The 21,799-nt window shown below is 62.3% G+C and carries 18 protein-coding genes; 9 read left to right on the forward strand and 9 right to left on the reverse strand.

What is annotated here, in order from left to right; all coding sequences use genetic code 11:
• Window positions 1–165: 165 nt before the first annotated feature.
• The 3 genes from CAG46_RS01230 to CAG46_RS01240 all read right to left on the reverse strand — a co-directional run bounded on the left by CAG46_RS01230 (window position 166) and on the right by CAG46_RS01240 (window position 4,481).
• Window positions 166–762, reverse strand: a complete 597-nt coding sequence (locus CAG46_RS01230; RefSeq protein WP_085614630.1) for a DUF924 family protein — start codon at window positions 760–762, stop codon at window positions 166–168.
• Between the two features lie 3 nt (window positions 763–765).
• Entirely contained in the window at window positions 766–1,776 is a 1,011-nt protein-coding gene (locus CAG46_RS01235; protein WP_025340932.1) for a class 1 fructose-bisphosphatase, read from the reverse strand.
• A gap of 254 nt (window positions 1,777–2,030) precedes the next feature.
• Window positions 2,031–4,481, reverse strand: coding sequence for a glycogen/starch/alpha-glucan phosphorylase (locus CAG46_RS01240; protein ID WP_085614628.1), 2,451 nt, complete (start codon window positions 4,479–4,481; stop codon window positions 2,031–2,033).
• 185 nt (window positions 4,482–4,666) lie between these two features.
• On the opposite strand from CAG46_RS01240, the gene CAG46_RS01245 reads away from it, so the two are divergent.
• A complete protein-coding gene (locus tag CAG46_RS01245) occupies window positions 4,667–5,071 on the forward strand; it encodes a YkgJ family cysteine cluster protein (protein ID WP_003259873.1) in 405 nt (134 codons plus the stop codon).
• A gap of 201 nt (window positions 5,072–5,272) precedes the next feature.
• Here the strand turns inward: CAG46_RS01245 and typA are convergent, their stop codons facing one another.
• Window positions 5,273–7,093: a translational GTPase TypA gene (gene typA, locus CAG46_RS01250; protein WP_025340934.1), complete on the reverse strand. Its 1,821-nt coding sequence runs from the start codon at window positions 7,091–7,093 to the stop codon at window positions 5,273–5,275.
• Window positions 7,094–7,220: 127 nt separating this feature from the next.
• Complete coding sequence (gene thiI / locus CAG46_RS01255; protein WP_085614626.1) at window positions 7,221–8,675, reverse strand: tRNA uracil 4-sulfurtransferase ThiI; 1,455 nt, start codon at window positions 8,673–8,675, stop codon at window positions 7,221–7,223.
• Window positions 8,676–9,145: 470 nt separating this feature from the next.
• On the opposite strand from thiI, the gene glnA reads away from it, so the two are divergent.
• The 4 genes from glnA to ntrC all read left to right on the forward strand — a co-directional run bounded on the left by glnA (window position 9,146) and on the right by ntrC (window position 14,431).
• Window positions 9,146–10,552, forward strand: a complete 1,407-nt coding sequence (glnA, locus tag CAG46_RS01260; protein ID WP_025340936.1) for a type I glutamate--ammonia ligase — start codon at window positions 9,146–9,148, stop codon at window positions 10,550–10,552.
• Between the two features lie 173 nt (window positions 10,553–10,725).
• Window positions 10,726–11,646: a gamma subclass chorismate mutase AroQ gene (gene aroQ / locus CAG46_RS29005; protein ID WP_143493359.1), complete on the forward strand. Its 921-nt coding sequence runs from the start codon at window positions 10,726–10,728 to the stop codon at window positions 11,644–11,646.
• Between the two features lie 266 nt (window positions 11,647–11,912).
• Complete coding sequence (gene glnL / locus CAG46_RS01275; protein WP_025340937.1) at window positions 11,913–12,998, forward strand: nitrogen regulation protein NR(II); 1,086 nt, start codon at window positions 11,913–11,915, stop codon at window positions 12,996–12,998.
• Window positions 12,995–14,431, forward strand: a complete 1,437-nt coding sequence (gene ntrC, locus CAG46_RS01280) for a nitrogen regulation protein NR(I) (protein ID WP_013974578.1) — start codon at window positions 12,995–12,997, stop codon at window positions 14,429–14,431. Before glnL ends, ntrC begins: the two co-directional genes overlap by 4 nt.
• 441 nt (window positions 14,432–14,872) lie before the next feature.
• Here ntrC and CAG46_RS01285 read toward each other — a convergent pair whose 3' ends face one another.
• On the reverse strand, window positions 14,873–15,310 hold the full coding sequence (locus CAG46_RS01285) for a hypothetical protein (RefSeq protein ID WP_075046617.1): 438 nt from the start codon (window positions 15,308–15,310) through the stop codon (window positions 14,873–14,875).
• Here CAG46_RS01285 and trmL point away from each other — a divergent pair.
• The gene (gene trmL, locus CAG46_RS01290; protein WP_025340939.1) at window positions 15,309–15,770 is read left to right on the forward strand and encodes a tRNA (uridine(34)/cytosine(34)/5-carboxymethylaminomethyluridine(34)-2'-O)-methyltransferase TrmL; all 462 of its coding nucleotides are present in this window, start codon (window positions 15,309–15,311) and stop codon (window positions 15,768–15,770) included. The two genes, CAG46_RS01285 and trmL, sit on opposite strands and share 2 nt — an antisense overlap.
• Window positions 15,771–15,932: 162 nt before the next feature.
• Here trmL and secB read toward each other — a convergent pair whose 3' ends face one another.
• From secB to CAG46_RS01305, 3 genes are read right to left on the reverse strand one after another with little or no spacing between them, the layout of a single operon-like run.
• The gene (gene secB, locus CAG46_RS01295) at window positions 15,933–16,418 is read right to left on the reverse strand and encodes a protein-export chaperone SecB (protein WP_013974581.1); all 486 of its coding nucleotides are present in this window, start codon (window positions 16,416–16,418) and stop codon (window positions 15,933–15,935) included.
• A gap of 39 nt (window positions 16,419–16,457) precedes the next feature.
• A complete protein-coding gene (grxC, locus tag CAG46_RS01300) occupies window positions 16,458–16,712 on the reverse strand; it encodes a glutaredoxin 3 (RefSeq protein WP_003249204.1) in 255 nt (84 codons plus the stop codon).
• Window position 16,713: 1 nt separating this feature from the next.
• Window positions 16,714–17,127 carry a rhodanese-like domain-containing protein gene (locus tag CAG46_RS01305; protein WP_003259887.1) on the reverse strand — a complete coding sequence of 138 codons (414 nt, stop codon included), beginning with the start codon at window positions 17,125–17,127 and terminating at the stop codon, window positions 16,714–16,716.
• Between the two features lie 206 nt (window positions 17,128–17,333).
• Here CAG46_RS01305 and gpmI point away from each other — a divergent pair, with 206 nt between their 5' ends.
• The 3 genes from gpmI to CAG46_RS01320 all read left to right on the forward strand — a co-directional run bounded on the left by gpmI (window position 17,334) and on the right by CAG46_RS01320 (window position 21,799).
• On the forward strand, window positions 17,334–18,869 hold the full coding sequence (gene gpmI, locus CAG46_RS01310) for a 2,3-bisphosphoglycerate-independent phosphoglycerate mutase (RefSeq protein WP_075046619.1): 1,536 nt from the start codon (window positions 17,334–17,336) through the stop codon (window positions 18,867–18,869).
• Window positions 18,870–19,099: 230 nt separating this feature from the next.
• A complete protein-coding gene (locus CAG46_RS01315; protein ID WP_015272119.1) occupies window positions 19,100–20,404 on the forward strand; it encodes a murein hydrolase activator EnvC in 1,305 nt (434 codons plus the stop codon).
• 78 nt (window positions 20,405–20,482) lie between these two features.
• A complete protein-coding gene (locus tag CAG46_RS01320) occupies window positions 20,483–21,799 on the forward strand; it encodes a S41 family peptidase (protein WP_085614624.1) in 1,317 nt (438 codons plus the stop codon).

Consider the following 21,799-nt stretch of genomic DNA (forward strand, 5'->3'; position numbering starts at 1 on the left):
AACCCTCCCAGGTTCCCTGACCTCCCTCCTCTAACCCTACGCCATTGGTCGGATGGCCACTACTGTGCGATTAATCACAAAGAATTACCCCGCCCAAACAAAAAGGCCGCCCCCGTGAAGGAGCGGCCTTGCGTCGCGACGGCCTGCGCAGCAGGCCACGAAGCCTCAGAACCTGGACCCAGGCTCCAGCAAAAAGTCCATCTCTTCGCTGGTACTCGGCCGCTCCAGCACCAGGTTGCGGTGCGGGAAGCGCCCGAAACGGGCAATTACCCGCTGGTGCTGCTCGGCGTAGTCGAGGAAGCCTTCGAACAACCGGCGGTTGGCTTCGGGCTGCTCGTCCAGCAGCACCTGGTAGCGCTCGACGCACAGGTTCTGCCAGTCCAGCACCTCGGCATGCTCCAGCACCAGCAGCACGAACACCCGCTGGATCGGCAGCAGCTGGTAATCCCAGTTTTTCTGTAAACCCTGCATCGCCACCACCTGGGCACGCCGGTCGCCCTCGAAGGCACGCGGCGTGTCGCGGTGGATCATGCGCGGCAGCTGGTCCAGCAGGATCAGCAGGCCCAGCCAGCCCTGCGGGCTTTGCTGCCACTCGTCGAGCCCACCCGCCAGGGCATGCTCGACCAGGTCGCCAAACAGCGCATGGGCGTCGGCATCATGATGCTTGCCGAACCACAGCGTGCTCTTCTCGTCAGCCACGGCCTGGGGACTGGTGCCCCAACCGAACCACCACTCCAGCAACGGCTGCCAAGGTGCGAGCATGACTTACTCCTTGTGGTAGGCGGTGACGCGCTCGACCTCTTCCTTCGAGCCGAGGATTACCGACACACGCTGGTGCAGGCTTTCTGGCTGGATGTCGAGGATGCGATCGTAACCGTTGGTGGAGGCGCCGCCGGCCTGTTCGATGATGAAGGACATCGGGTTGGCTTCGTACATCAGGCGCAGTTTGCCCGGCTTGCTCGGCTCGCGGGCGTCACGTGGGTACATGAACAGGCCGCCACGGGTCAGGATGCGGTGTACGTCGGCCACCATCGAGGCGATCCAGCGCATGTTGTAGTTTTTCTTCAGCGGGCCGGTCTCGCCTGCCAGCAGTTCGCCCACGTAGCGCTGAACCGGGGCTTCCCAGTGGCGCTGGTTGGACATGTTGATGGCGAACTCTGCGGTGCTTTCCGGCACGCGGATGTTTTCGTGGGTGAGGACGAAGCTGCCCAGTTCGCGGTCCAGGGTGAAGCCCTTGACGCCGTTGCCCAGGGTCAGGATCAGCATGGTCTGCGGGCCGTAGATTGCGTAACCGGCGGCGACCTGCTGGGTGCCTGGCTGCAGGAAGGCATTTTCGTTCAGGGTTTCGTTCTGGCTCAGGTATTCGTTAGGGCAACGCAGTACCGAGAAGATAGTGCCGACCGAAACGTTGACGTCGATGTTGGACGAGCCGTCCAGCGGGTCGAAGACCAGCAGGTAGGCGCCTTTCGGGTACTTGCCCGGGATCTGGTAGGCGTTGTCCATTTCTTCGGAAGCCATGCCGGCCAGGTGGCCGCCCCACTCGTTGGCTTCCAGCAGGATATCGTTGGAAATCACGTCCAGTTTCTTCTGGACTTCGCCCTGCACGTTTTCAGTGCCCATGCTGCCCAGCACACCACCAAGGGCGCCTTTGGACACGTGATGGCTGATTTCCTTGCACGCACGCGCCACCACTTCGATCAGGAAGCGCAGATCGGCAGGGGTATTGTTGCTGCGGGTCTGCTCAATCAGATAGCGACTCAGGGTAACGCGGGACATGTATGGCTCCGAAAGGATTGGGGGGATAAAAACCCCCGCAGTTTACAGGGAGAGTTGCGGGCTAGCGAGTGATGAGACTCGCCACGGCTCTCAGACGGCACAATAGGTCGGTAGTTCAGCGTGCGCCAGGCCGGTGGTCGGAGTGAGGCCCATTCGCGGGTGAACCCGCTCCCACAGGATCTTCACAAGATTCAGGGCCTGTGCAGTCCCTGTGGGAGCGGGTTTACCCGCGAAGAGGCCGGCACAGGCTTACCTCAATCCAAAGCCTTCCAGATCTCGCTGGCATATTCCCGAATGGTCCGGTCCGAGGAGAACCAGCCCATCCGCGCGGTATTCAGCACCGCCATGCGCCACCATTCCTGCGGCGTGTGCCACAGCTCCTCGACCCGTCGCTGGGCATCCCAGTAGGCATCGAAATCGGCACACACCAGGAAGCGGTCATGAGCCACCAGCCCGTCGATCAGCGCGCTGTAGCGCGACGGGTCGTCCGGTGAGAACACCCCGCTGCGAACAGCCTGCAACACGTCGTTCAGGCGGCTGGACGCGGCAATCGCCGCACTGGCGCCAAAGTCCCCGTCGCGCCGTCTGGCCTCCACCTGCTGCGCGGTAAGGCCGAAGATGAACATGTTTTCGGTACCCACCTGCTCGCTCATCTCGACGTTGGCACCATCCAGGGTGCCGATGGTCAGCGCGCCGTTCAGGCCGAACTTCATGTTGCTGGTGCCGGAGGCTTCGTAACCGGCGGTGGAAATCTGCTCGGAAAGGTCCGCCGCCGGGATGATGCTTTCGGCCAGGCTGACGTTGTAGTTGGGCAGGAATACCACCTTCAGCAGGCCGCGCACGGTGGGGTCGTTGTTCACCACCCGGGCGATGTCGTTGGCCAGCTTGATGATCAGCTTGGCCTGGTGATAGCTGGCCGCGGCCTTGCCGGCGAAAATCTTCACCCGCGGCACCCAGTCGGTACCGGGGTCGTTGCGCATGGCCTGGTACAGCGCCACGGTGTGCAGCAGGTTTAGCAACTGGCGCTTGTATTCGTGGATGCGCTTGACCTGCACATCGAACAGCGCTTCGGGGTTCACCGTAACGCCCAGGCGGTCCTGGATGATGCTGGCCAGGGCACGCTTGCTGTGCAGGCGCTGCGCGGCGAACTGCTTGCGGAAGCCGCTCTTGTCGGCGAACGGCACCAGATTGACCAGGCGCCCTTCCGGATCGTCCAGCAACTCAGGGCCCAGCGCCTCGACCAGCATGGCGGTCAGCTGCGGGTTGGACTGGTACAGCCAGCGGCGGAAGGTAATGCCGTTGGTCTTGTTGTTGATCCGTTGCGGGTAGAGCTTGTGCAGCTCGGAGAACACCGTGCTTTTCATCAGCTTGCTGTGCAGCGCCGACACACCGTTGACGCTGTGCGAACCGAGGAACGCCAGGTTGCCCATGCGCACTCGGCGGCCGTTGTCTTCTTCGATCAGCGACACGGCCCGCAGCACATCGAAGTCGTGCAGGCCTTTCGCCCGCAGCGCGTCGATGTGATAGGCATTGATCAGGTAGATGATCTGCATGTGCCGCGGCAGCATGCGTTCCATCAGCGCCACCGGCCAGGTTTCCAGGGCTTCGGGCAGCAAGGTGTGGTTGGTGTAGGCCAGGGTGCCGACGGTCAGCTCCCAGGCGGTATCCCAGCGGATTTCATGCTGGTCGACCAGCAGGCGCATCAGCTCGGCCACGGCGATCGACGGGTGGGTGTCGTTGAGCTGGATGGCCGCTGCATCCGGCAGGTTGAGCAGGTTGTCGTGCATGTTCAGGTGGCGGCGCAGCAGGTCCTGCAACGAAGCCGAGACGAAGAAGTACTCCTGGCGCAGGCGCAGCTCCTGGCCCGCCTCGGTGCTATCGGCCGGGTACAGCACCCGCGAAATGCTTTCGGCCCGCGCCACCTCGGCTACCGCACCCAGGTGGTCACCAGCATTGAAGCGTTCCAGGTGCAGCTCTTCCAGCGCCCGCGCACGCCACAGGCGCAGGGTATTCACGCTGGCCCCGCGCCAACCGACAACCGGGGTGTCATAAGCCACCGCTCGCACGGTCTCGCCCGGCCACCACACCTGGCGCTGCTGGCCGTGGGTGTCGTGCACCGTTTCGACGCTGCCGCCAAAGCTGATCGGGTAGATCACCTCCGCGCGCTCGAACTCCCAGGGGTTGCCAAAGTCCAGCCAGTTCTCGGTCTGTTCCTGCTGCCAGCCATCGACCATGGCCTGGCGAAACAGCCCGTGCTCGTAGCGGATGCCATAACCGTGAGCAGCAATGCCCAGGGTCGACATGCTCTCCATGAAGCACGCCGCCAGGCGGCCCAGGCCACCGTTGCCCAGCGCGGCATCGGGCTCGAGCAGGCGGATGCGCTCCAGGTCCACGTCCAGCCCTTCCAGTGCGTCGCGGGCAATGTCGAGCAGGCCCAGGTTGCTCAGGCTGTCGTACAGCAAGCGGCCAATGAGGAATTCGAGGGAAAGGTAATAGACCCGCTTCTGGCTGCGGCGATAAGCCTGGCGGGTGTGGTCCATCCAGTGATCGACCATGTGATCGCGCGCGGCCAGTGCGATGGCTTCGAACCAGTCGTGGTCGAAAGCGTGCTCCGGGTCCTTGCCGACCGCGTAGGTCAGCTTGTCCAGTACAGCGGCGCGAAATTCGGCCACCTCGGCGTCACGAGCTTTGGGTTCCTGGGACATGCGGCATCCTCGGGCAAGTTGACGAAAGCGGAGGGAGACTGTTGAGCCTAGACCCTTCGACAGGGAGTGACAGTTAGCGTTCGCAGTTTTCATGCCCACTCTGCGATTCCGGCAAAAGGTTGTTCATAAATTGAACAATTCCGGTATGATCGCGCGCCCCAAGACCGTGATACACCCCCATAACGATGAAAACGACCCTGATCGCCGCGGCCGAAGTCGACCGCCTGGAGACCTGGCAGCGCTATACCAGCAACATGTGCCATGGCTGCCATTCGACCTGCTGCACCCTGCCGGTGGAGGTGAAGATCAAGGATCTGATCCGTATCGGCGTGGTCGACGAGTTCGAGAAAGACGAACCGCCGAAGAACATCGCCAAGCGCCTGCAGAAGGACGGCATCATCGAACGCTTCAACCAGAAGTCGGGGATCTTCACCCTGACCCGGATGAGCAATGATGACTGCCTGTACCTGGATCGTAAAAGCCGGCTGTGCACCATTTATGACAAGCGGCCGGATACCTGCCGCAACCACCCCAAGGTCGGGCCGCGGCCGGGGTATTGTGCGTACAAGCCCAAGGTGGTCGGGCGCTGATCCTGCTTTGCATTTGAGATTCTGGGGCTGCGTTGCAGCCCTTTCGCGACACAAGGCCGCTCCTACAGGAGATCGCGGTCCCTTGTAGGAGCGGCCTTGTGTCGCGAAAGGGCCGCAAGGCGGCCCCAAAATCTGCAGGCAAACAAAAACGCCCCCGGCCTTTCGACCGGGGGCGTTTTCGTTTCAGCTCAAGCTAGACGATCAAGCCTTGGCTTTCTTGGCAGCGCGGGTACGCTCGCCTTCGTCCAGGATCTTCTTGCGCAGGCGGATCGACTTCGGAGTCACTTCGCACAGCTCGTCGTCCTGTATGAATTCCAGGGCCTGTTCCAGGGTGTGGCGAACCGGCGGTACCAGGGCGATGACTTCGTCTTTGCCCGAAGCACGCATGTTGTCGAGCTTCTTGCCCTTGGTCGGGTTCACGCCCAGGTCGTTGTCACGGCTGTTCAGGCCGATGATCTGACCGTTGTAGATGTCCTGACCGTGCTCGATGAACAGCTTGCCGCGAGCCTGCAGGGTTTCCAGCGAGTAGGTCAGCGCCTTGCCGGTCTCGATCGAAACCAGTACACCGTTCAGGCGACCGGACATCTGGCCGGCTTTCATGGTGTCGTAGCGATCGAAGATCGAGGTCAGGATGCCGGCACCATTGGTCAGGGTCAGGAACTGGTTACGGAAACCGATCAGACCACGAGCAGGTACGTTGTACTCCAGACGTACACGGCCCTTGCCATCCGGCGCCATGTTGGTCAGGTCGCCTTTACGCAGGCCCATTTCTTCCATGACCTTGCCCTGGGATTCTTCAGGGATGTCGATGGTGACGTTCTCGAACGGCTCCTGCTTCACGCCGTTGACTTCGCGGATGATCACTTCAGGGCGGCCTACAGCCATCTCGAAGCCTTCACGACGCATGGTTTCGATCAGAACCGACAGGTGCAGCTCACCACGGCCGGAAACCTTGAACTTGTCAGCCGAGTCGCCTTCTTCAACGCGCAGTGCAACGTTGTACAGCAGCTCTTTGTCCAGACGTTCCTTGATGTTACGGCTGGTGACGAACTTGCCTTCCTTGCCGCAGAACGGCGAGTCGTTGACCTGGAAGGTCATCGAAACGGTCGGCTCGTCAACGGTCAGTGGCTTCATCGCCTCGACGTTGTTCATGTCGCACAGGGTGTCGGAGATGAACAGCTCGTCGAAACCGCTGATGCAGACGATGTCGCCAGCCTGGGCTTCTTCAACGTCGACGCGGTGCAGGCCGTGGTGGCCCATCAGCTTGAGGATACGGCCGTTACGCTTCTTGCCTTCGGTGTCGATGGCAACAACCGGGGTGTTCGGCTTGACGCGACCACGGGCGATACGGCCAACGCCGATAACACCGAGGAAGCTGTTGTAGTCCAGAGCGGAGATCTGCATCTGGAACGGGCCATCGACGTCAACGTTCGGCGCCGGTACGTTGTCGACGATCGACTGGTACAGCGGGGTCATGTCTTCGGCCATGTCGGTGTGGTCCAGACCGGCGATGCCGTTCAGGGCCGAGGCGTAGACAACCTGGAAGTCCAGCTGGTCGTCGGTGGCACCGAGGTTGTCGAACAGGTCGAAGATCTGGTCCAGAACCCAGTCAGGACGCGCGCCCGGGCGGTCAACCTTGTTGATCACGACGATCGGCTTCAGGCCAGCTTCGAAAGCCTTCTTGGTCACGAAGCGGGTTTGCGGCATCGGGCCGTCCTGGGCGTCGACCAGCAGCAGCACAGAGTCGACCATCGACATTACACGCTCAACCTCGCCACCGAAGTCGGCGTGGCCGGGGGTGTCGACGATGTTGATGTGGTAGCCGTTCCAGTTGATGGCGGTGTTTTTCGCCAGAATGGTAATGCCGCGCTCTTTTTCCTGGTCGTTGGAGTCCATCACGCGCTCGTCGTTGAGCTCGTTACGCTCCAGGGTGCCGGACTGGCGCAGGAGTTTGTCGACCAGGGTGGTTTTACCATGGTCAACGTGGGCGATGATGGCGATGTTACGCAGATTTTCGATCACAACTGTATCTCGATCAGAGGATTCGGTTGCCGCCAGTGTAGGCGGCGAATATGTACGGTTTGAGGCTCAGCGGGCCCGATGGTCGGGAGGGCGATGGCGGATGCTGCCGCCATACAGCCCTGGCGTCTTATGTCGGACGATAAACACGCACATTGGCATGTCCCTCACTGAGCAGGTGGTGTGCGTGCAGACGGCTCATCACACCTTTGTCGCAATACAGCAAGTACTGGCGGTTGGCATCCAGGTGCTTGAACTTGCTGTTGATGGCATAGAACGGCATGGCCTGGACTTCGATACCGTCGAGCACCAGAGGTTCGTCTTCCTGGGCATCGGGGTGACGAATGTCTATGACGATCTGGCCGGGCAGCGCCTCGGTCACTTCCTCGATTTCGATGTCCTTGCCCAGTTCGTCGATCACATGGTCGATGGAGATCAGCCGGGCGCGTTCCAGGGCACGCTCCAGCACGGCCATGTCGAACTGCTTCTCTTCATGCTCCATGCGGTGGCGCTTGGCGTGGGTGGTCGGGTTTACCGAGATCACGCCGCAGTATTCTGGCATGTGCTTGGCGAAGTCGGCAGTGCCGATCGCGTAGGCCTGGTCGATGATGTCCTGCTTGTGGCTGGCCAGCAGCGGGCGCAGCACCAGCTTGTCGGTGGCCGAATCGATGATCGACAGGTTCGGCAGGGTCTGGCTGGACACCTGGGAAATCGCCTCGCCGGTGACCAGCGCGTCGATCTCCAGGCGGTCGGCCATGTGCGCGGCACCGCGCAGCATCATGCGCTTCAGGGTCACACCCATGTAGCTGTTGTCGACCTTGTTGAGGATCTCGCCGACCACTTCCTCGAACGGCACGCTGATGAACAGCACGCGCTGGCTGCTGCCGAACTTCTTCCACAGGTAGTGGGCCACTTCCATCACGCCCAACTCGTGGGCACGGCCGCCGAGGTTGAAGAAGCAGAAGTGGGTCATCAGGCCACGGCGCATCATCTGGTAGGCCGCCACGGTGGAGTCGAAGCCGCCGGACATCAGTACCAGGGTCTGCTCCAGGGCGCCCAGCGGGTAGCCGCCGATGCCCTGGTGCTGGTTGTGGATCACGTACAGGCGCTGGTCGCGGATTTCGATGCGCACCAGCACTTCCGGGCTCTTCAGCTCGATGCCGGCGGCGCCGCACTGCTGGCGCAGCTGGCTGCCGACGTAACGGTCGACGTCCATCGAGGTGAAGTCGTGGTGGCCGCCGCGCTTGCAGCGCACGGCGAAGTGCTTGCCGGCCAGCAGATGACCGAAGTGCTGCCTGCACTTGGCGACGATGTCGTCGAAGTCGCCGAGCGGGTATTCCTCTACCTGCAGGAAGTGGGTGATACCCGGGGTGCAGGTGAGGCGCTCGATCATCTCGCGCTGGACTTTTTCGTCTTCGACGCGGGTGACCACTTCGAGATTGTCCCAGACACCATCGACCACGAGCTCAGGATCGAGGTCCTTGAGCACGTTGCGGATGTTCTTGCCGAGCTGGCGGATGAAGCGCTTGCGCACCGGCCGGCTCTTGATGGTGATTTCTGGGAAGACTTTGACGATAAGTTTCATTGGTTAACAGCGCGCGCAGGGCCTGCCGAAAATGAGGGGCGCGAATTATAGCGGAAATTGCTCAGGATTTGACCAACTTTTGTACAGAAGGTCGGATTTATATTGCCTGCACCGGCCTCATCGCCGGCAAGCCAGCTCCCACAGGCCATCCGCAGCTCTCAAGACTTACGCCCTACCTGTGGGAGCGGGCGAGCCCGCGAAGAGGCCCTCAAAGAAAGCACGCATTTCAAGCAATGCACACTATTGGTGCACCGCTACCAAAATTCGCATCTTAAGGGTGCATTTTTACCCGCCAACTCTGTGCCCAATGCCCGCAAACGCCCCCTTTTATCCCGCCCTCGCCATTTTCGGGCACTGGCATGCAATTTGCTCCCTTGTGAGGCAGGTAAGCTTGGCCGACTATCCGCGCCCGGCAACACCCTTTTTCCAGGGCAGCGGCCCACCGCGCTCTAGACCATCCGGAGGACAACATGTCGAAGTCGGTTCAACTCATCAAAGATCATGACGTCAAGTGGATTGATCTGCGTTTCACGGACACCAAAGGCATTCAGCACCACGTGACCATGCCGTCGCGTGATGCGCTGGAAGACGACTTCTTCGAAGTCGGCAAGATGTTCGACGGTTCCTCCATCGCTGGCTGGAAAGGCATCGAAGCTTCCGACATGATCCTGATGCCGGTCGACGAAACTGCCGTACTGGACCCGTTCACCGAAGAGCCAACCCTGATCATCACCTGCGACATCGTCGACCCGTCGAGCATGCAGGGCTACGATCGTGACCCTCGCGCCATCGCCAAGCGCGCCGAAGAGTACCTGAAGAGCACCGGCATCGGTGACACCGTATTCGCCGGCCCGGAGCCAGAGTTCTTCATCTTCGACGAAGTGAAGTTCCAGTCGGACATCTCCGGCTCGATGTTCAAGATCTTCTCCGAGCAAGGCTCGTGGATGACCGGCGCTGACGTGGAAGGCGGCAACAAAGGCCACCGTCCAGGCGTGAAAGGCGGCTACTTCCCGGTTCCGCCGTTCGACCACGACCACGAAATCCGTACCGCCATGTGCAACGCACTGGAAGAAATGGGTCAGACCGTCGAAGTTCACCACCACGAAGTGGCGACTGCCGGCCAGAACGAAATCGGCGTCAAGTTCAACACCCTGGTGAAGAAGGCTGACGAAGTACAGGCACTGAAGTACGTCGTGCACAACGTTGCCGACGCCTACGGCCGTACCGCCACCTTCATGCCGAAGCCTCTGTACGGCGACAACGGCTCGGGCATGCACGTGCACATGTCGATCTGGAAAGACGGCAAGAACACCTTCTCGGGTGAAGGCTATGCCGGCCTGTCCGACACCGCCCTGTACTTCATCGGCGGTATCATCAAGCACGGTAAGGCCCTGAACGGCTTCACCAACCCGTCGACCAACTCCTACAAGCGTCTGGTCCCAGGCTTCGAAGCCCCGGTAATGCTGGCCTACTCGGCTCGCAACCGTTCCGCCTCGATCCGTATTCCTTACGTCGGCAGCCCGAAAGCCCGCCGTATCGAAGCTCGCTTCCCGGACCCATCGGCCAACCCGTACCTGGCCTTCGCGGCCCTGCTGATGGCCGGCCTGGACGGTATCCAGAACAAGATCCACCCAGGCGATGCTGCCGACAAGAACCTGTACGACCTGCCGCCTGAAGAGGCCAAGGACATCCCGCAGGTTTGCGGCAGCCTGAAGGAAGCTCTGGAAGAGCTGGACAAGGGCCGTGCATTCCTGACCAAGGGCGGCGTGTTCTCCGACGACTTCATCGATGCCTTCATCGAGCTGAAGAGCGAAGAAGAAATCAAGGTCCGCACCTTCGTTCACCCGCTGGAATACGAGCTGTACTACAGCTGCTGATCTGATCGGCGCCTGGCGCCGATGACCTGATCACGAACGGCCTCCTTCGGGAGGCCGTTTTCGTTTCCGTGGCTGCCTCATCGATTTCATACAGAACCAGCAGATGCCGCTGACATTTCGCCGCCCCTTCAGCACGCAGGGTAGGCGTCCCTTCAGTCAACGGACATCACGCCATGCGCAAACTTCTACCTGCAATGATTACCGTATCCGCCCTCCTCGCCGGCTGCGCCAGCAATGGCACCGCGCCAGGCCAGGCAACGTCACAGGTGCTTCACCGCGCCACCGGCAGTTGGGACGGCACCCCCTATCGCAATTACCCCGAAGGACGACCAGTGCTATCGCTGGTGAAAGTCAGCATCCCCGCCCACACAACCCTCGGCTGGCACTGCCATCAGGCGCTCAATCTGGGCTATCTGGCGGAGGGCAGACTTGAGGTGGAAACCCGCGACGGCAAGCGCACAAGCCTGGTTGCGGGCCAGACGCTGGCAGAACTTCAAGGGGAAGTGCACCGCGGGCACACCACTGGGCAGCCCGCCACTGTCATGGTGTTCCACGCAAGCAATGAAGACCTGGCGTTTTCAACGCCAGAAGCCGAATGCCCACCGCTTGACGCGACAAGCGAAGACGCCTTTGACAACCTGATCAATGCTATCGAGAAGCGCTTGGCCACTGCCGAGTCTATTGCCTTGCACAAGTGGGACAATGACCAGCCTGTGCAGGACACCGAACGGGAACAGCAAGTCCAGGCCAGGGTTCGCAACAGCGCATGGCGCCATCAGCTACCAGCCGAGCGAGCTACGCGCTTTTTCGCCGACCAGATCGAAGCACACAAAATGGTGCAATACGCCCTGCTTGAGCGCTGGCAGCGTCGAGGCGCCGCACCGGATGCGCATCGTCGCGATCTCACAAGCGAGCTACGACCCGAACTGGACAGACTGCAAGCCGAATTGCTGCATTCCCTCTCAGCCTTCGACAAAGAGCGAAGGGCGGACTGTGCTCGGCAGCTGGCAACCAAGCTCCACAAACGGCCTCAACCCATTGCCCTCAAGCAGGCGATGATCCGTGCCTCGAGCAAACTGTGCGATAAAACCTGAAACCACCTATGCTCCATATTGGTGCATTCTGAGAGCTAACGCCCCCCGAATGCACCCCAAAAGCGATCACATGAACCGTTTAATCAGTTCATTCTGGTGCGGTTTTTCCCGTTTCCAGGGCTTTATCGGCAAATTCCGCTTCTTTTCGGAGCCTTGGTTTGGTTCTTGCATTTTTTGCCCAAAGACTGGAATCAGCGGATCCACCGCGCGCCCGACCATGGCCGCGCCCATGCCCGACACGCGCCAAAAGAGGTCGACGACGCCCTATGACCATCAGCGATGCCCAGCACCGTCTGCTTCTGGACAACCTGACCACCGCCACGCTGCTGCTCAACGCCGAGCTGCGCCTGGAGTACATGAACCCGGCCGCGGAAATGCTCCTGGCGGTCAGTGGCCAGCGCAGCCATGGGCAGTTCATCAGCGAACTGTTCACCGAGTCGACCGAGGCGCTCAGCTCGCTGCGCCAGGCGGTCGAGCAGGCGCACCCGTTCACCAAGCGCGAAGCGCAGCTCACCTCGCTGACCGGGCAGACCATCACCGTCGACTACGCGGTAACGCCGATCCTGCATCAGGGCCAGACCCTGCTGCTGCTGGAGGTGCACCCACGCGACCGGCTGCTGCGCATTACCAAGGAAGAGGCCCAGCTGAGCAAGCAGGAAACCACCAAGATGCTGGTGCGCGGCCTGGCCCACGAAATCAAGAACCCCCTTGGCGGCATCCGCGGCGCAGCCCAGCTGCTGGCACGCGAACTGCCTGAAGAAGGCCTGCGTGACTATACCAACGTGATCATCGAGGAAGCCGACCGCCTGCGTAACCTGGTCGACCGCATGCTCGGTTCGAACAAGCTGCCGTCGCTGGCCATGACCAACATCCACGAAGTGCTGGAGCGGGTCTGCAGCTTGGTAGAGGCCGAAAGCCAGGGCTGCATCACTTTGGTGCGCGACTATGACCCCAGCCTGCCGGATGTGTTGATCGACCGCGAGCAAATGATCCAGGCCGTGCTCAACATCGTGCGCAATGCCATGCAGGCGATCAGTTCGCAGAACGAACTGCGCCTGGGCCGCATCACCCTGCGCAGCCGTGCCCTGCGCCAGTTCACCATCGGCCACGTGCGCCATCGCCTGGTGGCGCGGGTCGAGATCATCGACAACGGCCCGGGCATCCCGCCGGAACTGCAGGACACCCTCTTCTATCCCATGGTCAGCGGCCGCCCGGACGGTACCGGGCTGGGCCTGGCCATTACCCAGAACATCATCAGCCAGCACCAGGGCCTGATCGAGTGTGAAAGCCATGCAGGCCACACTGCCTTCTCGATCTACCTGCCCCTGGAACAAGGAGCCACCGCCTCATGAGCCGAAGTGAAACCGTATGGATCGTCGACGATGATCGCTCCATCCGCTGGGTCCTGGAAAAAGCCCTGCAACAGGAAGGCATGACCACCCAGAGCTTCGACAGCGCCGATGGCGTGATGGGCCGCCTGGCACGCCAGCAACCGGACGTGATCATTTCCGACATCCGCATGCCGGGCACCAGCGGCCTCGACCTGCTGGCACAGATCCGTGAGCAGCACCCCCGCCTGCCGGTCATCATCATGACCGCCCACTCCGACCTGGACAGCGCCGTGGCATCGTACCAAGGCGGTGCCTTCGAGTACCTGCCCAAGCCGTTCGATGTGGACGAGGCGGTCTCGCTGGTCAAGCGAGCCAACCAGCACGCCCAGGAGCAACAAGGGCTGGATGTGCCGCAGAGCCTGGCGCGTACCCCGGAAATCATCGGTGAAGCGCCGGCGATGCAGGAGGTGTTCCGCGCCATCGGCCGCCTCAGCCACTCCAACATCACCGTGCTGATCAACGGCGAGTCCGGTACCGGCAAGGAGCTGGTGGCCCACGCCCTGCACCGCCACAGCCCGCGTGCGGCGTCGCCGTTCATTGCCCTGAACATGGCCGCCATCCCCAAGGACCTGATGGAGTCCGAGCTGTTCGGCCATGAAAAAGGCGCCTTCACCGGCGCCGCCAACCTGCGCCGGGGGCGCTTCGAGCAGGCCGACGGCGGTACCCTGTTCCTCGACGAGATCGGCGACATGCCTGCCGACACCCAGACCCGCCTGCTGCGAGTGCTGGCCGATGGCGAGTTCTATCGCGTGGGCGGCCACGTGCCGGTCAAGGTCGATGTGCGCATCATCGCCGCCACCCACCAGAACCTGGAGTCGCTGGTACAGGCCGGCAAGTTCCGCGAGGACTTGTTCCACCGCCTGAACGTGATTCGCATCCACATCCCACGGCTGGCCGACCGCCGCGAAGATATCCCCGCCCTCGCCCGCCACTTCCTCGCCCGCGCCGCCCAGGAGCTGGCGGTCGAGCCGAAGATCCTCAAGCCGGAAACCGAGGAATTCATCCGCAACCTGCCGTGGCCGGGCAACGTACGGCAAATGGAAAACACCTGCCGCTGGATCACCGTGATGGCCTCCAGCCGCGAAGTGCTGATCGGCGACCTGCCGCCAGAACTGCTGAACCTGCCACAGGACGCCGCACCGGTAACCAACTGGGAGCAGGCCCTGCGCCAGTGGGCCGACCAGGCGCTGGCGCGTGGGCAGACCAGCCTGCTGGACAGCGCAGTGCCGAGCTTCGAGCGGATCATGATCGAGACGGCGCTCAAGCACACTGCTGGCCGTCGGCGCGATGCGGCACTGTTGCTGGGTTGGGGGCGCAACACCCTGACGCGCAAGATCAAGGAGCTGGGGATGAATGTGGCGGGTGGCGATGATGAGGAAGGGGACGAGCACTGAGTTCCAGGTAAACCCATAGTTCTTTGGGGCTGCTGCGCAGCCCATCGCGACACAAGGCCGCTCCTACAGGAGAATGCGATCCCCTGTAGGAGCGGCCTTGTGTCGCGATGGGCCGCAAAGCGGCCCCAAACATTTCAGCCCTTCGATGCACCGATCCTGTGCCCGATGCACCTCTCGAAGGCACAAATCCCCCGCAAAAACGGCCAAATCACCCTGAAAACCCATAATTCACGGGCTTTTCAAAACTGGCACGCCCCCTGCAATAAACCATACATATCCAGTTTCGGGGGCCCTGGTACAGGCAGGCCGGGTGAACCCCTCTTTTATTCGCAACATCGCCAGTTTTGGGGACCTCGGTACAGGCAGGCCGGGCCATCCCCCCTTTATACGCAGTACCCCTTTCGGGGACCCTGGTACAGGCAGGCCGGGATATCCCCTCTTTTATTCGTGCAGTTTCACCTGCAACCGCCAGCGCCCAGCGTCCTCTGCACCGGCCCACTCGCCGTGCAGGGGGCGCGCGGCCACCACCGTCAGCAACAGACCTTCCTTGCTATTCTGCACCCGCCAGCTCACAGGCTTGCCCTGCAGGCTCAGTTGCCCTTGCCGGGCCTTGCCCTGGGCCTGGAACAACAGTGCTACCGTACCTTCCACATTCTCGCCATGCAGCTGAGGCTCTTCGTTGAACCACAGCTCCAGGCCATCCTGCACCACCTCCACCTGCTGCAGCTCGCGCTCGTCGGGTGTGGTCAAGCGGCCGATCATCAGCCCCACCATCAAGCCGACGATCGCCAGCGACAGCATCACCCGCGGGAACGCCTTCGAACGCAGGTCCGGTTCGGGGGTAGAATGCCCGTCATCTTCACGCTTGGAGCCGTGCATGTTTCACGTCATCCTTTTTCAACCAGAAATTCCGCCGAATACCGGCAACATCATTCGCCTGTGCGCCAACAGCGGCTGCGACCTGCACCTGATCGAGCCCATCAGCTTCGAACTGGATGACAAGCGCCTGCGGCGCGCGGGGCTGGATTACCACGAGTATGCCACGCTCAAGCGCCACGAGAGCCTGGCCGGATGCCTGGAAAGCCTGGGCAACCCACGGCTGTTCGCCTTCACCACCAAGGGCTCGCACCCGTTCCACGAAGTGGCCTACCAGCCGGGTGATGCCTTCCTGTTCGGGCCAGAAAGCCGTGGCTTGCCGACCGAGGTACTGGACAGCCTGCCGGCCGAACAACGCCTGCGCCTGCCGATGCGGCCCGGGTGCCGCAGCCTGAACCTGTCCAATACCGTGGCTGTGACGGTGTATGAGGCGTGGCGGCAGAATGGGTTTGCCGGCAGTTGATGCGCTGCCTGCACTGGCCCTATCGCCGGCAAGCCAGCTCCCACAGGGACCGCACCGCCCTTGAAACCTGTGCAGTACCTGTGGGAGCTGGCTTGCCGGCGATAGGGCCGGAACAGGCCAACAAAAAAGGCGACCGAAGTCGCCCTTTTTCAAATGCAGCTATTACTGCACAGTCGGCGCTTCGCCAGCTTCCTGCATGCGCTGCATTTCCTGCGCGTACAGGGCGTCGAAGTTGACCGGCGACAGCATCAGGGCCGGGAACGAACCGCGGGTCACCAGGCTGTCCAGGGTCTCGCGGGCGTACGGGAACAGGATGTTCGGGCAGAACGCACCCAGGGTGTGGCTCATCGAAGCCGCGTCCAGGTTCTTGATCAGGAAGATACCGGCCTGCTGCACTTCAGCGATGAAGGCCACTTCGTCACCGTTCTTGACGGTAACCGACAGGGTCAGCACCACCTCGTGGAAGTCACCTTCCAGGGCTTTCTGCTTGGTGTTCAGGTCCAGGGCAACGCTCGGCTCCCAGGTCTGACGGAAGATCTGCGGGCTTTTCGGGGCTTCGAACGACAGGTCGCGCACATAGATGCGCTGCATGGAGAACTGAGGGCTGTTGTCTTCTGCAGCAGCGCCGTTGGTCTGTTGGTCAGTCATGGCAGATCCTTATCCTAATGTTTTTGAATGCAGTGCAAATCAGGCCGCCAGCAGCGCGTCGAGCTTGCCGGCGCGCTCCAGGGCATAAAGGTCATCGCATCCACCGACGTGGGTGCTGCCGATCCAGATCTGCGGCACAGATGTACGGCCGGCCTTCTGGCTCATCTCGGCACGAACCTGTGGCTTGCCGTCGACCTTGATTTCCTCGAAGGCCACGCCCTTGCTCTCGAGCAGGTACTTGGCGCGCATGCAGTAGGGGCAGTAGTCGCTGGAATAGACGATGACGGGCTTCATATCACTTCACCAGGGGCAGGTTATCGGCTTTCCAGCTGGAAACGCCACCGCTCAGTTTGGCGGCGTTGTAACCAGCCTTGAGCAGCTCGCGGCAGATGGTGCCGGACTGCTGGCCCATCGAGTCGACGACGATCAGGGTCTTCTCTTTGTGCTTGTCCAGCTCGCTCATGCGGTTGACCAGCTTGTCCTGCGGGATGTTCACCGCACCGACGATGTGACCGGCGGAGTATTCCTTGGTCGGGCGGATGTCGATGACCAGGGCTTTCTCGGCATTGACCAGGGCAGTCAGCTGGCCATTGCTCAGGCTCTGGCCGCCGCGACGGATTTCGTTGACCAGCAGCGCGACCAGCAATACAACGAAGATCGCCACCAGGATGTAGTGGTTTGTCGCAAATTGAATCAGGTTAGCAACCATCTGGGGTGTTCCACGCGATTGAAAATGCCGGCCAGTATACACAGCCCCCCAGTGCCACCAAAGCCCGACGGGCCGGCCGGAAAGGTACCTTCATGTTGCCACATTGGCCACGCTGGTCAGGGAACAGGACGAATATTCGCCGCCGGTGGCGCATTTGCCCTAAAATGCGTGTCTTTATCATCTTTGAACAACCGTGAGTTTGATTGATGACGAGTACGCCCAAACCCCTGGTCCTGATCATCCTGGATGGCTTCGGCCACAGCGAAAGCCCCGAATACAACGCCATCTACGCCGCCAACACACCGGTCTATGACCGCCTGCGCGCCAGCCAGCCGCATGGCCTCATTTCCGGCTCGGGCATGGATGTCGGCCTGCCGGACGGGCAGATGGGCAACTCCGAAGTCGGTCACATGAACCTCGGCGCCGGCCGCGTGGTGTACCAGGACTTCACCCGGGTGACCAAGGCCATCCGCGACGGCGAGTTCTTCGAGAACCCGGTTCTGACCGGCGCCGTGGACAAGGCAGCCAGTGCCGGCAAGGCCGTGCACATCCTCGGCCTGCTGTCCGACGGCGGCGTACACAGCCACCAGGACCACCTGGTAGCCATGGCCGAACTGGCCGCGCAGCGCGGTGCGGAAAAGATCTACCTGCACGCCTTCCTCGATGGCCGCGACACGCCGCCACGCAGCGCACAGTCGTCCATCGAACTGCTCGACGCCGCCTTCGCCAAGCTGGGCAAGGGCCGCATCGCCAGCCTGATTGGTCGCTACTACGCCATGGACCGCGACAACCGCTGGGACCGCGTCAGCGCCGCCTACAACCTGATCGTCGACAGCGCTGCCGAATACACCGCCGACACCGCCCTGGCCGGCCTCGAAGCGGCCTACGCCCGCGACGAGAGCGACGAGTTCGTCAAGGCCACGCGCATCGGTGAAGCAGTCAAGGTCGAAGACGGCGATGCGGTGATCTTCATGAACTTCCGCGCCGACCGCGCCCGCGAACTGTCGCGCGTGTTCGTCGAAGCCGACTTCAACGAATTCCCGCGTGCCCGCCTGCCAAAACTGGCCGCCTACATCGGCCTGACTCAGTACTCGGCGAAAATCCCGGCCCCCGCCGCCTTCGCCCCGGCCAGCCTGAACAACGTGCTGGGCGAGTACCTGGCGAAGAACGGCAAGACCCAGCTGCGCATCGCCGAGACCGAGAAGTACGCCCACGTCACCTTCTTCTTCTCCGGTGGCCGCGAAGAGCCGTTCGAAGGCGAAGAGCGCATCCTGATCCCTTCGCCGAAGGTCGCCACCTACGACCTGCAGCCGGAAATGAGCGCACCGGAAGTTACCGACCGCATCGTCGAGGCCATCGAGCAGCAGCGTTATGACGTGATCGTGGTCAACTACGCCAACGGCGACATGGTCGGCCATACCGGCGTGTTCGAAGCTGCGGTGAAAGCCGTCGAAGCCCTGGATGGCTGCGTCGGGCGCATCGTCGAGGCGCTGGACAAGGTCGGCGGCGAAGCGCTGATCACCGCCGACCACGGCAACGTCGAGCAGATGGAAGACGAGTGCACCGGCCAGGCGCACACCGCGCACACCACCGAGCCGGTGCCGTTCATCTATGTCGGCAAGCGCAACGTCAAGGTGCGTGACGGCGGCGTGCTGGCCGATGTGGCGCCGACCATGCTGAAGCTGCTGGGGCTGGAAAAGCCGGTGGAAATGACCGGCACCTCGATCCTGGTCGACGCCTGATTCTGTATATTGGGGCCGCTCTGCGGCCCTTCGCGGGCATGCCCGCTCCCACAAAAGCAGGTTGTGCCGCTGATTCTGTGGGAGCGGGCGAGCCCGCGAAGGGCTGCACAGCAGCCCCAACAACACATGAATTCCAGACAAACGCCCCTCTGCACCCGCAGCGAGGCGTTTTTTTTGCCCGCCCGCGCGGGCATACTAGGCCAGTCTCCATCCTTGGTACGCCAAACCCCATGCTTCGCGCCCTGATCCTCCTAGCCCTGTCTTGCCTGCTCAGCCCGGCCTTTGCCGATGAGCGTGCGCAGACCCAGCAGCAACTGGACGCCACCCGCCAGGACATTGCCGAGCTCAAGAAGACGCTGGGCAAGCTCCAGGAAGAAAAGGCCGGTGTGCAAAAGGACCTCAAAGCCACCGAGACCGATATCGGCAACCTCGAAAAGCAGGTGGAGGCCCTGCAGCAAGAACTAAAAAAGACCGAGGGCGAGCTGGAGCGCCTTGATACCGAGAAAAAAAAACTCCAGAGCGCCCGCGTTGAACAACAGCGACTGATCGCCATCCAGGCCCGTTCGGCCTACCAGAACGGCCGCGAGGAATACCTCAAGCTGCTGCTCAACCAGCAGAACCCCGAGAAGTTCGCCCGCACCCTCACCTACTACGACTACCTGAGCAAGGCGCGCCTGGAGCAACTGCGCACCTTCAACGAGACCCTGCGCCAGCTGGCCAACGTCGAACAGGAAATCGCTACCCAGCAGCAACAGCTGCTGGCCCAGCGCGCCGACCTCGACAGCCGCCGCCAGGCCCTGGAAACCGAGCGCGGCAAGCGCCAGCAGGTGCTGGCCAAGCTCAACAGCGACATGAAGGACCGCGACCAGAAGCTGCAATCGCGCGAGCAGGATCAGGCCGACCTGTCCAAGGTACTCAAGACCATCGAGGAAACCCTCGCCCGCCAGGCCCGCGAGGCCGAAGAAGCGCGCAAGAAGGCCTTGCTGGCTCAGCAGGAAGCGGAAAAACGCCGCCAGCAGGAAGCCTTGGCCGCCGCTGCCGCCCGCGAACAGGCCCGCGAACCGGTGGAACCACCGAAAAAGGCCCGCACCACCCTGGGCCCGCTGGTTTCCAGCGACGGCGCGAACTACGGCGGCGCATTTTCTGCCGCACGGGGAAAACTTCCCTGGCCAGTCAATGGTCGATTGCTGGCACGTTTCGGTGATGCCCGCGGCAGCGATGCCCGTGCCAAGTGGGACGGGGTGATGATCAGCGCCAACCCGGGCACCCAGGTCCGTGCCGTGCACGGCGGGCGCGTGGTGTTCGCCGACTGGTTGCGCGGTGCCGGGCTTCTGGTCATTCTCGACCATGGCAACGGTTACCTGAGCCTGTACGGCCATAACCAGAGCCTGCTCAAGAGCGCCGGTGATATCGTCAAGGCTGGCGAGGCCATTTCCACCGTTGGCGACAGCGGCGGCCAGGACGCTGCCGGCTTGTACTTCGCCATCCGCCAGCAGGGCCGGCCTACCGACCCTTCGCAGTGGTGCCGGGGCTAGTCAAATTTCTACGGGGTAGCCCACGGGCTGCGCCGATGCTCCCCAGGGAGCGCTTACAGGATCAGGAGTTCGTTCGACATGCTGCACTCGCCTCGTCTCACCCAGCTGGCCCTGTCCATCGCCCTGGCGGTCGGCGCGCCCCTGGCCACTGCCGCGGAGCCGGCCAAGCCGGCCGCAGTACCGGCCACCGAGGTGACCGCCAAGGCGCCACTGCCGCTTGAAGAGCTGCGCACCTTCGCCGAGGTCATGGACCGCATCAAGGCGGCCTATGTGGAGCCGGTGGAGGACAAGACCCTGCTGGAAAATGCCATCAAGGGCATGCTCAGCAACCTTGACCCGCACTCGGCCTACCTCGGCCCCGAGGACTTCCAGGAACTGCAGGAAAGCACCAGCGGCGAGTTCGGTGGGCTGGGCATCGAAGTAGGCCAGGAAGACGGCTTCATCAAGGTGGTCTCGCCGATCGATGACACTCCGGCCTCGCGTGCCGGCGTGCAGGCCGGCGACCTGATCGTCAAGATCAACGGCGCCCCGACTCGTGGCCAGACCATGACCGAAGCGGTCGACAAGATGCGCGGCAAGGTCGGCGAGAAAATCACCCTGACCCTGGTGCGCGACGGCGGCAACCCCTTCGACGTGACCCTGGCCCGCGCGGTCATCCAGGTCAAGAGCGTGAAGAGCCAGCTGCTGGAGAACGACTACGGCTACATCCGCATCACCCAGTTCCAGGTCAAGACCGGCGACGAAGTAGGCAAGGCCCTGGCCAAGCTGCGCAAGGACAACGGCAAGAAGCTGCGCGGCGTGGTGCTGGACCTGCGCAACAACCCGGGCGGCGTGCTGCAGTCGGCGGTGGAAGTGGCCGACCACTTCCTGACCAAGGGCCTGATCGTCTACACCAAGGGCCGCATCGCCAACTCCGAGCTGCGCTTCTCTGCCGACCCGGCCGACGCCAGCGACGGCGTGCCACTGGTAGTGCTGATCAACGGCGGCAGTGCCTCGGCCTCGGAAATTGTCGCCGGCGCCCTGCAAGACCAGAAACGCGCCGTACTGATGGGCACCGACAGCTTCGGCAAAGGCTCGGTGCAGACCGTGCTGCCACTGGCCAACGACCGTGCGCTGAAGCTCACCACCGCGCTGTACTTCACCCCCAACGGCCGCTCGATCCAGGCTCAGGGCATCGTCCCCGACATCGAAGTGCGCCCGGCCAAGCTCACCGCCGAAGCCGACACCGACAACTTCAAGGAAGCCGACCTGCAGGGCCACCTGGGCAACGGCAACGGTGGTGCCGACCGCCCGACCGGCAGCGGCAAGCGCAAGGAACGCCCGCAGGATGACGACTTCCAGCTGAGCCAGGCCCTGAGCCTGCTCAAAGGCCTGAACATCACCAAGGGCGACTGA

It is taken from the genome of Pseudomonas sp. B23(2017), from assembly GCF_002113725.1.
Classification (GTDB): domain Bacteria; phylum Pseudomonadota; class Gammaproteobacteria; order Pseudomonadales; family Pseudomonadaceae; genus Aquipseudomonas; species Aquipseudomonas putida_Z.

Excerpts from the sequence above, each read along its gene's own strand:
- CAG46_RS01240 (WP_085614628.1), bottom strand. The coding sequence starts at position 4,481 with ATGTCCCAGGAACCCAAAGCTCGTGACGCCGAGGTGGCCGAATTTCGC.
- aroQ (WP_143493359.1), top strand. The coding sequence starts at position 10,726 with ATGCGCAAACTTCTACCTGCAATGATTACCGTATCCGCCCTCCTCGCC.
- thiI (WP_085614626.1), bottom strand. The coding sequence starts at position 8,675 with ATGAAACTTATCGTCAAAGTCTTCCCAGAAATCACCATCAAGAGCCGG.
- ntrC (WP_013974578.1), top strand. The coding sequence starts at position 12,995 with ATGAGCCGAAGTGAAACCGTATGGATCGTCGACGATGATCGCTCCATC.
- CAG46_RS01235 (WP_025340932.1), bottom strand. The coding sequence starts at position 1,776 with ATGTCCCGCGTTACCCTGAGTCGCTATCTGATTGAGCAGACCCGCAGC.
- CAG46_RS01285 (WP_075046617.1), bottom strand. The coding sequence starts at position 15,310 with ATGCACGGCTCCAAGCGTGAAGATGACGGGCATTCTACCCCCGAACCG.
- CAG46_RS01305 (WP_003259887.1), bottom strand. The coding sequence starts at position 17,127 with ATGGTTGCTAACCTGATTCAATTTGCGACAAACCACTACATCCTGGTG.
- grxC (WP_003249204.1), bottom strand. The coding sequence starts at position 16,712 with ATGAAGCCCGTCATCGTCTATTCCAGCGACTACTGCCCCTACTGCATG.
- CAG46_RS01315 (WP_015272119.1), top strand. The coding sequence starts at position 19,100 with ATGCTTCGCGCCCTGATCCTCCTAGCCCTGTCTTGCCTGCTCAGCCCG.
- trmL (WP_025340939.1), top strand. The coding sequence starts at position 15,309 with ATGTTTCACGTCATCCTTTTTCAACCAGAAATTCCGCCGAATACCGGC.
- glnA (WP_025340936.1), top strand. The coding sequence starts at position 9,146 with ATGTCGAAGTCGGTTCAACTCATCAAAGATCATGACGTCAAGTGGATT.
- CAG46_RS01230 (WP_085614630.1), bottom strand. The coding sequence starts at position 762 with ATGCTCGCACCTTGGCAGCCGTTGCTGGAGTGGTGGTTCGGTTGGGGC.
- CAG46_RS01320 (WP_085614624.1), top strand. The coding sequence starts at position 20,483 with ATGCTGCACTCGCCTCGTCTCACCCAGCTGGCCCTGTCCATCGCCCTG.
- gpmI (WP_075046619.1), top strand. The coding sequence starts at position 17,334 with ATGACGAGTACGCCCAAACCCCTGGTCCTGATCATCCTGGATGGCTTC.
- CAG46_RS01245 (WP_003259873.1), top strand. The coding sequence starts at position 4,667 with ATGAAAACGACCCTGATCGCCGCGGCCGAAGTCGACCGCCTGGAGACC.
- secB (WP_013974581.1), bottom strand. The coding sequence starts at position 16,418 with ATGACTGACCAACAGACCAACGGCGCTGCTGCAGAAGACAACAGCCCT.
- glnL (WP_025340937.1), top strand. The coding sequence starts at position 11,913 with ATGACCATCAGCGATGCCCAGCACCGTCTGCTTCTGGACAACCTGACC.